The sequence below is a fragment of the Vibrio sp. CK2-1 genome (assembly GCF_021726515.1).
In the GTDB taxonomy this organism is placed as follows: Bacteria; Pseudomonadota; Gammaproteobacteria; order Enterobacterales; family Vibrionaceae; genus Vibrio.
In genome coordinates this window covers 321,061-333,775 of record NZ_JAKKCJ010000004.1, presented here as the reverse complement: position 1 = coordinate 333,775, position 12,715 = coordinate 321,061, and the positions used below count along the sequence as shown (strand labels likewise).

11 protein-coding genes and 1 tRNA gene are annotated in these 12,715 nt (G+C 40.2%); 3 read left to right on the top strand and 9 right to left on the bottom strand.

The features are described from left to right. Positions 1-64: 64 nt before the first annotated feature. The 6 genes from ppiC to L3V25_RS12600 all read right to left on the bottom strand — a co-directional run bounded on the left by ppiC (position 65) and on the right by L3V25_RS12600 (position 6,802). Positions 65-343: a peptidylprolyl isomerase PpiC gene (ppiC, locus tag L3V25_RS12625; protein ID WP_237295792.1), complete on the bottom strand. Its 279-nt coding sequence runs from the start codon at positions 341-343 to the stop codon at positions 65-67. Between the two features lie 73 nt (positions 344-416). Beyond that, on the bottom strand, positions 417-1,100 hold the full coding sequence (locus L3V25_RS12620; protein WP_237295790.1) for a MaoC family dehydratase: 684 nt from the start codon (positions 1,098-1,100) through the stop codon (positions 417-419). A gap of 365 nt (positions 1,101-1,465) precedes the next feature. Next, the gene (locus L3V25_RS12615; RefSeq protein WP_237295789.1) at positions 1,466-3,193 is read right to left on the bottom strand and encodes a choice-of-anchor I family protein; all 1,728 of its coding nucleotides are present in this window, start codon (positions 3,191-3,193) and stop codon (positions 1,466-1,468) included. A gap of 153 nt (positions 3,194-3,346) precedes the next feature. Further along, a tRNA-Leu gene (locus L3V25_RS12610) sits at positions 3,347-3,433 on the bottom strand. 246 nt (positions 3,434-3,679) lie between these two features. Then, the gene (gene viaA, locus L3V25_RS12605; RefSeq protein ID WP_237295787.1) at positions 3,680-5,128 is read right to left on the bottom strand and encodes an ATPase RavA stimulator ViaA; all 1,449 of its coding nucleotides are present in this window, start codon (positions 5,126-5,128) and stop codon (positions 3,680-3,682) included. Between the two features lie 12 nt (positions 5,129-5,140). After that, the gene (locus tag L3V25_RS12600) at positions 5,141-6,802 is read right to left on the bottom strand and encodes an ATPase RavA domain-containing protein (RefSeq protein WP_237295785.1); all 1,662 of its coding nucleotides are present in this window, start codon (positions 6,800-6,802) and stop codon (positions 5,141-5,143) included. A gap of 186 nt (positions 6,803-6,988) precedes the next feature. Between L3V25_RS12600 and L3V25_RS12595 the strand changes: the two genes are divergently transcribed. The 3 genes from L3V25_RS12595 to L3V25_RS12585 all read left to right on the top strand — a co-directional run bounded on the left by L3V25_RS12595 (position 6,989) and on the right by L3V25_RS12585 (position 9,476). After that, positions 6,989-7,510, top strand: a complete 522-nt coding sequence (locus L3V25_RS12595; RefSeq protein ID WP_237295783.1) for an NUDIX hydrolase — start codon at positions 6,989-6,991, stop codon at positions 7,508-7,510. 23 nt (positions 7,511-7,533) lie between these two features. After that, complete coding sequence (ltaE, locus tag L3V25_RS12590) at positions 7,534-8,547, top strand: low-specificity L-threonine aldolase (RefSeq protein ID WP_237295782.1); 1,014 nt, start codon at positions 7,534-7,536, stop codon at positions 8,545-8,547. A gap of 212 nt (positions 8,548-8,759) precedes the next feature. Then, positions 8,760-9,476: a TetR/AcrR family transcriptional regulator gene (locus L3V25_RS12585; RefSeq protein ID WP_237295780.1), complete on the top strand. Its 717-nt coding sequence runs from the start codon at positions 8,760-8,762 to the stop codon at positions 9,474-9,476. A 50-nt stretch (positions 9,477-9,526) separates the two neighbouring features. Here L3V25_RS12585 and L3V25_RS12580 read toward each other — a convergent pair whose 3' ends face one another. The 3 genes from L3V25_RS12580 to yieH form a co-directional block, all read right to left on the bottom strand. Beyond that, entirely contained in the window at positions 9,527-10,807 is a 1,281-nt protein-coding gene (locus L3V25_RS12580; RefSeq protein ID WP_237295778.1) for a DEAD/DEAH box helicase, read from the bottom strand. A gap of 66 nt (positions 10,808-10,873) precedes the next feature. Next, positions 10,874-11,467 (bottom strand): ACP phosphodiesterase, encoded by a 594-nt coding sequence (locus L3V25_RS12575; RefSeq protein ID WP_237295776.1) that lies wholly within the window; start codon positions 11,465-11,467, stop codon positions 10,874-10,876. Between the two features lie 543 nt (positions 11,468-12,010). Continuing rightward, complete coding sequence (yieH, locus tag L3V25_RS12570) at positions 12,011-12,661, bottom strand: 6-phosphogluconate phosphatase (RefSeq protein ID WP_237295774.1); 651 nt, start codon at positions 12,659-12,661, stop codon at positions 12,011-12,013. Positions 12,662-12,715: the final 54 nt, after the last annotated feature.

The following is a 12,715-nucleotide window of genomic DNA, read 5'->3' as shown; positions in this document are numbered from 1 at the left end:
GATACAAAAAAGCGTTCACTTCAAATTGGAGTGAACGCTTTTTTATTGTTTAACTATCGAATAATTAAGTGCGATAAAGTACTTTTACGATATGCCAGCCAAATTTGGTTTTGACTAAATGAGGAGTAATTAACTCTCCGTTAAAACAGACTTTATCGAAAGCGGGAACCATTGCACCTTTAGGGAATTCCCCTAGATCACCGCCCTTCTTGCCCGATGGACATGTTGAGTACTTCTTAGCTAATGCTTGAAACTTAGCGCCTTTCTTAAGCTGCTGTAGAATGTCTTTTGCTTGAGACTCATGCTTAACTAAGATGTGCAATGCCGCGGCGGTACGAGCCATATTAACCTCTCTAAATAAAAATAGCGCCAATACTATCGGCGCTATTCTATATAATAAATTTGAAAAATCTAAATCAAAAGTAAAGACGGATCACCGATACGACGACACAACCTGGACGTCTTACACCATCGATTTCAACTTTTACTTCACGTTCGATTTCTAAACCACGTTTGATTGGTGTCACTTTCAAAAGCTTACTACGAGCACGGATCTTATTGCCGGCTTTAACTGGGTAAGGAAAGCGAACTTCATTCAGTCCGACATTAACTGTCATTTTAGCGGTTGGAAATGGAGGATTTTCCTCATCAACACTATCGGTTAAACGAGACAATAAAGATAACGTTAAAAAGCCGTGTGCAATAGTCGTTTTAAAAGGCGATTCTGTTGCCGCACGATCAGCATCAGTATGAATCCATTGCATGTCTTCAGTGATTTGGCCAAAAGCGTTAATACGGTCTTGATCGACAGACATCCAGTCACCTACATGAATTTCTTGGTCAATCTTTTCACTTAACTCAAGAAACAAGGCTTCTGCTTCCGGTGACATTTCTATATCAGGAACGACAGTAGGTGCTACTTCTTCATTAACCGCTGGAGTTTGATGATCTTTCAGCCAAGGAAATATTTGTTGAGAATTCGCACGATTAATAAAATCAGCCCAGTATTCTCTCAATACTGGCGACATCAAATCTTTTAATTCAAATTGATGTTTCGCTAAAGAATCTGTTTTGTGCTTGATAATATCAACGACTTTCATGTTCAGTCTTTGCCCTATAAGATGTTAGAAGAACTCTTACCAGTTACTCACTAAACGATAATTTTGAACCAGTTCACATATCCGTGCAAATACTTTCGAGCGTACAGCTGTATTGCAATTACATGACAAGTCTTTTATATCAATCACTTATGAATATTTTATGAATTTACCATTTGTAGTGAATTTGACATAACCATGACTTTTAAAGTGTCTTTTTAAAAGAAATTAATGTCTTAGCGCAATTGGATATATTTCACTCTAATCATATTTGGTCACTTTTTGATATTTTTCAAATTAACCAATTAAAAAAAGCCTTGTTTTGAGATCACAAGGCTTACTTATATGCTCAATATATTGAGGGTATTTTATTTCAGTTGGTAGACTGACACACTACCACTTACCTCATTTGCTACCAGTAACAATGCCTGATTGGTTGGGCTTTCTTGCTTACTTATAAAACGCATACCTTCTGGTGCTAAATCACCCGCTTTCTCATAATCACCTTTTAAAGTAATTGGTTGGGTTGAGTCGTCTATTTCAAAATCAACGGTTAAATCGCGATTCAACTGATAATCGACAAACTTAGATTGATTTGGTTGGCTGATATCATAAATCATGATGCCCCCCATACGCTCTAAGCCTATAAAAGCGTAGGTCTTGCCATCTACTTCCCCTATTGCAAGCGCTTCAGGTTCTGAGCCTTTATCGTCAGAGCGATTGTCCATTTTGTTTTCAGTTTCATTGGTGTTGAAGCTATCGGGAAAACGTTCAGCAATCACTTTGGCAAATTCATTGCCACTATCAAAAATTTGCAGCCCTTGTTCATCCCAAATAGAGAACGAGCGAGCACCGAAACTGACAACTTTCTCATACAAACCATCACCATTGTCATCTCCCATTGCTTTTGTCACTTTAAGACGACCAAGTGCTTGTTTGCTCATGTTTTGTTTTGCTGGGTTATCGTCGGCTAACGATAGTTTTGCAGCTCGCGTTTCTTCACTGTAGGCTAGACAGCCATCTTCTTCGTCATAGTTTTCACCGCCGGCATCGATACAGGCTTGTTGATCACTTGCCTCAAACCACCAATCTCGTGAATCACCCTCATTGGCCGTGACAATGTAACTCTTACCATTAACGGTATAGCTATGAATGGTATCAGGTTGATATAAACCATAGACACCCTGCCACGGTTGGATGTTAATCGCCTCATCTTTATCGCTTACATCAATCCCATTCTTTTCTAAGCCATAATCTTTCAGACCTAATGGGTAAATCGCATCAATATCACTTTTCTCTAAATCGACTTTAGCTAAAGCATTATTATCTTGTAAGGAAACCCAAGCATAACGGCTATCAGCACTGACAGTAATGTACTCTGGCTCAATATCTTGTGCTAGTGAATGCCCTTTTGGACTCGCGTATTTGAATCCTTGCTTTATCAGCTGTTCTTTTTGTTTTTCAAACTTATCAAACATAAGTAAAACAGCGGTATCAACAGGGCCGTTATGATTGAAACCAATCACGCCAATACTACCCACAGGATCATGCTGATAGTCATTCGTCGGCTCCCCTTCATTGGCAACCACGACCTTTGAACCATCTGGAGTAAAGGTCACCATATCGGGTAAAGCGCCGACTTCAACGGATTTAATCAGCTTTGGTTGGTCAGCTTTAATTTGATAGAAAAGAACAGCACCGTTTTCTTGTTTCTCTTTATTCGCGACTGCCACCGCTAACCAGTCACCATAGATGCTTAATGAGTTAGCCGCACCTAGTTGCATCGTTTGATTATTTGCAGTGAGCACTTCTTTAGGTAGGGTTAATTGGTTTGCTTTTAATGTGTTGGCGGTATATGAATTTTTAATCGCTTCTGAAGCCAAGTTATCTAACTTAATAATATCAATGCGATTTTTCGCACCATTAACCACGTAAGCTGATTGTGTGCTTTGATGATAGTCGACAATTTCCGCACCAGCTTCACCATAAATTCCCGTTTGATAACGCCCGACCAGATCTATCGTAAGTGCGTAACTAGGGAAAGCAGAGAGATTGAGTGCTAATGCAGATAATACAGGTAATAACTTAGTGTTCATTGTGTTCTATCTTCCTTGGATAATAAAAACACTATGCTCTAGGTTATATTTGAATGTTAAATGACAACAATATTTCGATTTGATTACGAGAGGACATTTTGAGATGTGGAAAATAAAAAAGGCCTACCGAAATCGGTAAGCCTTTGATATAGATGGTGCCCCGGGCCGGACTTGAACCGGCACAGCGCGAACGCCGAGGGATTTTAAATCCCTTGTGTCTACCAATTCCACCACCAGGGCACGCAATTCTTTTGCGATGCGCCTAACCATTTAACAGTTAAATGAAAAGTTAAGACACCATCTTTAACATCGCATTTGCCATGTTAGTAAATAGTTTATTAAACAGTAAAGAATCAGCTGTTTAAACAATGTTTGCTACTTTACTGGACTGAGCGATTGAGTCAATAATAAATTTAACCTTTTTAGCTTGAATGCTCAAAAATCCAACCAAACTCCCTAAAATGCTAATAAACTTTGATGACTACCCTACTTTTGCTTTACCAATTTTTGTCCCAAGCTAGGCGTATAAGACCATACATGGTCAAAGATATTCATCAATTCTGGGTTTCCGTACTTTGATAAACTTATTGCATGGAAACGGTTATTTTTTTGCTTTAGTGCTTCAACTTGCTGGATCATGGCTTTGGATTGTTTTGGGGCAATAAAGTCAGACAAAATAACCAAATCAGCATGTTGATACCGATCTCCTTGCATTTGTTTTATTGCTTCTGAAATAGCAGGCTCTAGGTCGGTACCACCATGAAATGTATAGGAAAGAAAATCACTCGCTTCCCTTAGCCCATCTTGTTTGGTTAATTGGTAAGTGATGTAGTCTGTAGAGAATAACACCACATAACAGTCACGATCTTCAGCCAAGGCTATCTGCATTAACGCAAAGGCAATAGCTTTTACGCATTGCTCAGGAAAGCCACGCATTGAGCCAGATGCATCGACGCAAATAATAAATGGGCCGGTATCATTTTCGACTTTAGCGGGGATCGGCTCCATTGCCGTGACTTTCTTCGATGAATGGGCTTTTCCTTCCATCTGGTAATTCATCAGGCGTTTATCAATCAGGTGTTTATAAAAAACCACTTCGAGCTCTGGGTAGGTAAGAAATAACAGCTCATTGGGGAGTAGTTTATTCAAATCATCGCTTTCGTGAATGCCAACAATATCATCCGTTGCTTGTTGAGAGTTTTCTTCTTCAAAACGAATTCCCTCGCTATAACTAGGCGGCTCATTAGGATCGTTTTGATTGGCCATTCGACCTAATTGCTCTGCAATATCTTTTAACTTTGGATTCTTGTTTAAAAAATCGGCCTGCTCTTTCATTACGGACCAATCGCTTTTTGATAAGCTGATATTGGTCATGTCCCACATTCGTCCTGCAATGGTTCCAGCATCCTCATCAGGTGAAAGCTGTTCCATCTGTTTTATGTTTTCCAGACGTTTACGCAGCTGTTCGAGTTCTTCTTGTTTCTCTATTTCAAGCTGAGACTCTTGAATACGCTGAACATTACTGACAATGCTGTTATACCACTGCTGACAAAAATAGTGTGGCAACATTGGGTTCAATTTAGCATTGGAGGATGACAGGATTTTTTTAGCGTCAGGATAAAATTCTGAACACGATTGTAATTGCTCAAGCAAGGTGTCAATTTGTGCTATAAATTCCGCTTCACTCCAATGAATGACTTCCTGATATAATGCCAATTCTTGTTTGATTTCTTTGGTATGGGGAATGTTATCAACCTTAGCGGCTGCTTTACTTTTCCAGCGTTTAAGTTGCGATTTAACCATCCCACGCACACTTTTATTTTCCTCAACCAAAGGCAATAACTGAGAGCGGCCCATTAAATCTTGTAAGGCCACTTCAATCATTTCAGCATCGGCTAATAAAACCGCAATATCTAAAGCATCAATTCCAAGCATGATAGTCGCTCATTACTCAAATGCTTCTTGCAGGCGATGAACTTGTTCCATCGCCTCATCGGTTTTTTGTTTGATCGCGTCAGTAAGCTGAGTGAGTTCTTGAATGCTTGTTTCGATTTGTAGTAATAAAGCTTTATCCAAGAAGCTGTGAGGTAAACTAGAGTGAAACGCTTCACGAGCCTTACGTACATCAAAATCTAGGCTAGTCAATTCTTTCACCACCGACTCGGTTGTTGATTGCCACTGTGTCACTACATCAGGATCAAAACCTTTCTCGGTTGCCAGTGTAATGGTGATTGCACGGTTGCCTATATCTTTAATCACTAAACGCTGCTCTACATCCACATCAAATTGGAAGCGGCATAGATTGGTCTTTTTATTAACAAAACCATACGCTTCCCCGCCGCCATCTTTAATAATTTGCTCTAGCTCTTTATACGGAATGTAAACCCAGCGACTATCACCGGTATCGTGGTTGGTCACTGACATGTTGGTTTCTAATAGAACAAGCTTAACTAAATCCGATGTATTACCGACGCGGTATCTTTTAGCTTTTGATAAGTCATATTGATAAATATTTTTGCGGCGAATCGTCCCTTCTACATCCGATGATAAAGCCATAGCGAATCGCTGAGTGAACGATTTATCCAACTCGGCTAATTTACTCTGCTTTTGTTCAATTTGAGCTCGTAAAGCCCCTTGATGATAGGCTTGCTCACTAGCAAACTCGGCAATACATTCACGAACAATTAAACGAGATTGTGGCGAATTCCATAAGCAATCTTGTAGCAGCAGCAAATCAAGCGCGTTAATGCTATCTCTACCATTAAAGTAGGCGCTGGCTTTAAGTAGTTTGACCGCCTTTTTCCAGCGACGATCTGAAACATATAAATCACTTTCTGCTACCGTCGATGAGGATGCTTGTTCTTTTGCTTCAATCTTAGATTTTAGGTAGTAAAGTTGCTCAAAGGTACTGTTAGATAGCTCTAGTTGATCAAGTTCAGTTAACCAACGATAGTACTCTTCATCTTTAATGGCGAGCCCTTCTGGAATCTTCGCTTCTTGCGGAGTACCAACCGTTAACATCGAGTGGAAGTTTTGCTTGTTTTGAATACGGTTAACGAAAACACGGACTAGCATTCGGTCATATAATGCTTCTAGCCCACTGTCTTCATTTGGAAGTTCATTCGATGCAGTAATTAATAAGCGCATTGGTACCGGCTCGACATCACTACCATTTTTGAAAGTTTTTTCATTTACCACGGTAAGTAGTGTATTTAATATCGCCGGGCCAGCTTTCCAAATCTCATCTAAAAATACCACTTGTGAGGTCGGTAAATATCCTTCTGTAAGGCGAACATAGCGTCCATTATCTTTCAATTCTTGAATGCTTAGCGGGCCAAACACTTCTTCTGGGGTAGAAAATCGAGTCATCAAGTATTCAAAGTAGCTATTGCTTTCAAAGGCTTGAATTAAGCGCTTAGCAATGAGGCTTTTGGCAATACCAGGAGGCCCTAGTAAAAAAACACTTTCACCGGATAACGCGGCCAATAAACATAATCTGATGGTGTCTTCTCGCTCGTAAACACCATCAGACAGCGCTTGAACCAATTTATTGATTCTTTCGGATAACAATGAACGTTCTGTGGCGGTTCTTTTCTGTGCGCTTTCCATGCTTCCCTCTTCTAAATACTTCTTTACTAACACTTTGTCTTATTCTGACCGAAAGGTGAATCATTTTTTTATTATGGATCAATTAGCTTGTTCATTTTAATCAGGTATAGACAGTATAATCCATCAATCCTTTTGGTAACCTGCATTTAATCTCGCAAGTACATACACCCATTAAGAGAGATCATTATGAGCCATACTGTGTTACACCGTTGGAAAAATATTCAATTGGCTGAAATTGATGTGGATCTACCTAATGGCAAGTCTATTCGTCATACCACGATTATCCACCCTGGCGCGGCGGTTATTCTACCTATCACGAATGACGGTGATATTTTATTACTGCGACAATTTCGTCCCTCATTAAATAAATGGATTTTAGAACTTCCAGCCGGAACCATTGAAGATAATGAAAGCCCAATAGAATGTGCGAGACGAGAATTAATTGAAGAAACCGGCTACAGCGCTCAACATTTTGAACCTTTAGGACAATGCTCTCCTCTTGCAGGATTCTGTGACGAGATTCAGCATCTATTTGTTGCTAAAGGCTTATCTCCGAATCAATCGTTGTCACCAGATGATGATGAAGTGATTAATGTCATTAAGGTTTCATTAAATGATATTGAGAACTGGATCAAAACCGATGAGATCACCGATGGAAAAACCATAGCCTGTTTAAGTAAAGCAAAATTGTGTGGTTTTTTAGTTTAGCTATTTAATTTTAAGGAAATGATATGGACTTTCGTTCAGATACGGTTACTCAACCTACGGAAGCGATGCGTATCGCGATGGCAAATGCAATTGTAGGCGATGATGTTTATGGGGATGACCCTACGATTAATGCTTTAGAAATCTGGGCGGCAGAGCGTCATGGTTTTGAAGCCGCGATTTTTACCAGTTCAGGTACACAAGCTAACTTACTCGGCTTAATGTCTCATTGTGGTCGTGGTGAGGAGTACTTGTGTGGTCAACAAGCTCATAACTATAAATTTGAAGGCGGCGGTGCAGCGGTACTTGGTTCGATTCAGCCTCAACCAATCCAGAATGAACCCGATGGCACACTTTGCTTTAAAAAGCTTGAGCAAGCGATTAAACCGGATGATATTCACTTTGCACAAACCAAGCTATTAAGTTTGGAAAATACCATCAATGGCAAAGTACTGCCGCTTGACTATTTACGCCAAGCCCGTGAATTTACTCACCGCCATAACCTACAACTCCATTTGGATGGCGCTCGTGTTTATAACGCTGCTGTGGCATTAAATGTTGATATCAAAGAGATCGCTTGTCATTTTGATTCTATGACTATTTGTCTTTCAAAAGGATTATCCGCTCCAGTGGGCTCACTTCTGTTAGGTAGCAAAGAGTTCATCACTAGAGCACGACGTATTCGCAAGATGCTTGGTGGTGGTATGCGTCAAGCAGGCATTTTGGCGGCAGCGGGTAAAATTGCGTTAACTGAACAGGTCAATCGTCTACAAACCGATCATGATAACGCTAAAAGATTGGCGATTGGTTTATCTGAATTGGAAGGCTTTAATATTAACGTTGATCACGTACAAACCAATATTATCTTTGCTAAATTAGCGCCACATATTGATACACATGCCATGCAATCTCAGCTGAAGAAAGAAGGCATTATTATTAGCCCCGGAAACCCTCTTCGCTTTGTTTTGCACAATGACGTTCAAGCCAGTGATGTTGATATCTTAGTCGAACGTATTCGTCGTTTTGTTACTGCGGACTAGGTGGAATAGATAGGTGCGAATATAAATGAAGTAGGCTCGTTCACACCTACTTCATTTTTTAATGCTATGCCTTATTTAGCTCTATACCTTGTTTAACTCTATGACTTATAGCTCATCTACCCGCGAAATAGCTGAAGAATTTTCTTACTTGGGTATATAATGGCAAAGAAATACTGGTTGATTAAACACTAAATAACGATGTTGGTAGTACATTGAACTCAGTCACTGAAAAAAAACAAGGCCGCCGCACCGCTCAAGAAGCCGAGCAGACCAAAAAAGCCATTTTGAAAATTGCTGCACAGCTTTTTTGTCAGTATGGCTATAAAAAAGTATCTCTGCGTCAAATTAGTGAGCAGGCTAATGTATCTCATAGCTTGTTGCGCTATCACTTTGGTAGCAAAGAGAAAATTTGGCAGCATATTAGTGATCACATCTACCAATACTTTCAGGAGTACTTTCAATACATCATTGACTCTCTGCCACAAAACCTACCGGCAAATGTTCAGTTATATATGCTAATGAATCGTGTTCTAGCTTGTAGCTTACATGATTCACGTGCCATTACTTTCCTCGCCGACGCGGTTCGACAAGAAAAGAATATGGTGAACTACTTCTTAGAGCCAAGTCGTAAAAATAACCAACTGATTGATGGTTTAATACAAGAGTTTAAACAAGATCATCCCGACTCCCCACTTACGTCTAGGACGTTACGTTGGCAAGCTTCAATGTATTCTCATGCGGCAAGTACGTTAGATCCTTTAATGTTGCACGCATTTGAATCTGACGATCGTCAATCTGCGCTATTTGCTCATTGGCAACAATTTAGCCGACTACTGGCAAGTCAGCTGTATATTGCCAATGAATATATTGAATCACCGAGTTGTTTAGATGAGATTATTGTACCACCACCTAAAGAATCCGATGGGTAGTGGTAAGCAATAGATATCAATAAGCAATAGATATCAATAAGCAATAGCTATTATCGACGTTTACCTCGAGAGCTGTGTATCTTCAATTTTGCTTTTAGCTTTCTCTTTTCTGAAGAACGACTACGGCGTTTAGTTTGAGTTTCCTCTTCTTCAAATGTTGGCTCATAGCCCGGCAGCCATTGTTGAGGTAGACGTGTATCAAGCAAGGTTTCAATCGCATCTAATAAATATTGCTCTTGTGGGCACATTAAAGAAATTGCTTGGCCCTTCTCTCCTGCTCGTCCAGTTCTTCCAGTTCGGTGAACATAGTCTTCCGCTTGAAAAGGTAATTCATAGTTAACCACGTGCGGTAGTTGCTGAATGTCTAATCCGCGCGCCGCAACATCGGTAGCAATTAACGCTCTTACTTTGCCTGATTTAAAATCATCTAATGCTTTTTGTCTTGCTCCTTGGCTTTTATCACCATTGATAGAAGCCGCCTCAATGCCATCTAGCTTGAGTTCTTTGGCTAATACATCCGAAGTTTGCTTTGTTTTCGTGAACACCAGAACTTGTTGCCAATTTCTAGAGCCAATAAGATAAGACAGAAGCTCACGTTTACGCGATTTATTCACCGGGTAGACTATTTGTTCCACGGTTTCTGCAGTGCTATTTTCCGAAGCAATTTGAATCTCAACCGCATCATTTAGCAGTTTATAAGCCACTTCTCGAATGCGCTTAGTAAAGGTTGCCGAGAAGAATAACGTCTGCTTTTCTTGGCTCATTCGACGCAAGATTCGTTGTAGATCCGGCATAAACCCCATATCCATCATGCGGTCAGCTTCATCAAGTACTAGTGTTTGAGTTTGCTGTAGGTGTAAATTGCCAACAAAAAGGTGATCAAGTAAACGGCCAGGAGTCGCCACCACAATATCAGCCCCAACGTTTAAGTTTTTAGTTTGCACGCTCATGCTGGTTCCGCCATAAACCACGACAATTTTCAAACCTTGGTTATAAGACTCAAGGTTATCGTAGACTTGTTGAGCGAGCTCCCGTGTCGGTGTCAAAATCAGTGCTTTAACGGCTGCGCCACGCGTTTTTGTCTGCGGAAGATCTTCAGGTTCAGCAGCATCATTGTTTGCACCTAAATCAGGGCTATCTAACAATTGTTGAATGATAGGCAAACCAAAGGCAGCCGTTTTGCCGGTGCCGGTTTGTGCACTAGCAAGCACGTCCTTGCCTTCTAATATTTTGGGAATGGCTTGTTGCTGAATATCTGTTGGCGTTTTAAAACCAAGATCCGATAAGGTTTGGCAAATTTGGGGAGATAAACCTAAGGTTGCGAACGACATAGAGAGCCTAATACGATAGATAAAAAATGAAACTAAACTGAGGTGTTCATTCTATCAAACTTAAGCTCACGGCTGTTGATGTTTATCGATGAATCTTTTGCTGCTGTTCAGAACATCGGGATAAAACTGCAAGAACACCGCACGTAACTCTTCATAATTTGCCATTAAAACATCACCACAATCATTTAAAGGGCCCATTCTAGGGCTACGGTGTGACATTCTTTCAAGGGCGTATAAAGTGCTATTAATATCTTGGTAGGACAGCAACCATTCTCCACGCCACATGGCACTCATCGTTGTTCGGTAATTGTCAGGTACTTCATAGGTTTGTGATTGGCAGAAAGAACGACACTGCTCGACAAAATCACTAAGTGAAAGATGGTGAAATTCACTCCATTCACAAGCCAAACAATGATCCCAAAACATATCCAATGCAATCGGTGAAAATCGTTTAATTTGAGGGTCAAATAGGGATTTTTGTTGCAGTATTAATGGATGAGTATCTGTATATCTATCTACAAACCGATGAAGGCGGATCCCATCAACGACATGACTAGGATACTTCCCTTCCGGATTACCCTTTGCAAAGTCACCAAGTAGATTTCCGGCCAAATCACTCTGGCAATATTCGGCAATATGTAAGTGCGCTAAAAAATTCATATTATTCCTTATACCCGAGTGACTTTTATGACTGGTATGATCTGGTGATTAAATAAACATTTCGAATCATAGTTAAGTATACTGCTAACCTTGGCTATTTGATTTTTGCGACACTTATCTTAATACAATGTACCTGAGTGCAAAAGTGAGGGTGTTTTGCTGTAAACCAGTCGCTTTATTACGGCTCAGTAACAGGAAACTTATGCAGACATCTTTTGATGGGCTCATACTGTATGAAGATAAAAGAGGGTTTTATAATGAAGAAAAACAACAACGATACCTCTCTTTACGAGGATTCGGAAATTAGCTGCTGCCCAATTTGTTCGAGTGATGAATTTTTGCTGTCAGAAGATCAGGATGTATTGATCTGTGTTGAGTGTGGGCCAGTTCCAATTAAGAGTAAAAACAGTTTAACGATAACAACTAACTTAGAAGTTCCCCTTCTGAAATCAGCGTCTATCCTACACTAGTCTCTGTACTTATAAGTAAAAGCCTTTCCGTAATTTAGTCTGACTTATTACTGCGGTTTAGTTGAAAAGGAAGTTAACTAAACCATCGTTGCAATTCCGTCAGGCACTTAACCGTTGTCACTTGTGGGTCATCTATATCACTACCAACGGGAGAATAATAAATCGTCTTCAATCCCGCATTAATACCCGCGTAAACGCCATTCTCAGTATCATCAACAAACATACACTCTTCAAGCAAGAATCCCATTTGCATAGCAGCGAACAGTAATAGATCAGGTTCTGGTTTCCAGCTATTAATATCAAAAGCACTAAAAATCTTGTTTTCAAAAATCGGCAGCATTCCTGTCAACGCAAGAGAATGTTGCATCTTACTTTGCGGTCCATTGGAAGCCACACACACTGCAATGCCTTTTTGAGTCAAATACTCGACGGTTTGTTTGGCGTGCGGGATGGGTTGAAGTTGTTCATCGAAAAGTTGCTTCACTTGTTCACGATATTTCGGCTCTAGCACTTCCATAGGAATACTTAAGCCTGCGGTTTGACTGGTTTCTTTCAATATATCGAACATTTTCCCACCTTGAAAATTGTTCATACATTGTTCAAAGCTAATCTCTGCACCGTAACTTGCAAACACGTTTACCAGCGCTTGGCAGCATAAACGCTCACTGTCGACTAACGTTCCATCACAGTCAAAGATGACACATTTTATCTTATCCGTATCCATCACCGCACCTATTCGCTTATTCCGATATATTCAGTGTCGATGTTTATCTAAAAA

Coding starts and splice junctions, on each gene's coding strand:
- ppiC (WP_237295792.1), bottom strand. CDS start 343: ATGGCTCGTACCGCCGCGGCATTGCACATCTTAGTTAAGCATGAGTCT.
- L3V25_RS12620 (WP_237295790.1), bottom strand. CDS start 1,100: ATGAAAGTCGTTGATATTATCAAGCACAAAACAGATTCTTTAGCGAAA.
- L3V25_RS12615 (WP_237295789.1), bottom strand. CDS start 3,193: ATGAACACTAAGTTATTACCTGTATTATCTGCATTAGCACTCAATCTC.
- viaA (WP_237295787.1), bottom strand. CDS start 5,128: ATGCTTGGAATTGATGCTTTAGATATTGCGGTTTTATTAGCCGATGCT.
- L3V25_RS12600 (WP_237295785.1), bottom strand. CDS start 6,802: ATGGAAAGCGCACAGAAAAGAACCGCCACAGAACGTTCATTGTTATCC.
- L3V25_RS12595 (WP_237295783.1), top strand. CDS start 6,989: ATGAGCCATACTGTGTTACACCGTTGGAAAAATATTCAATTGGCTGAA.
- ltaE (WP_237295782.1), top strand. CDS start 7,534: ATGGACTTTCGTTCAGATACGGTTACTCAACCTACGGAAGCGATGCGT.
- L3V25_RS12580 (WP_237295778.1), bottom strand. CDS start 10,807: ATGTCGTTCGCAACCTTAGGTTTATCTCCCCAAATTTGCCAAACCTTA.
- L3V25_RS12575 (WP_237295776.1), bottom strand. CDS start 11,467: ATGAATTTTTTAGCGCACTTACATATTGCCGAATATTGCCAGAGTGAT.
- yieH (WP_237295774.1), bottom strand. CDS start 12,661: ATGGATACGGATAAGATAAAATGTGTCATCTTTGACTGTGATGGAACG.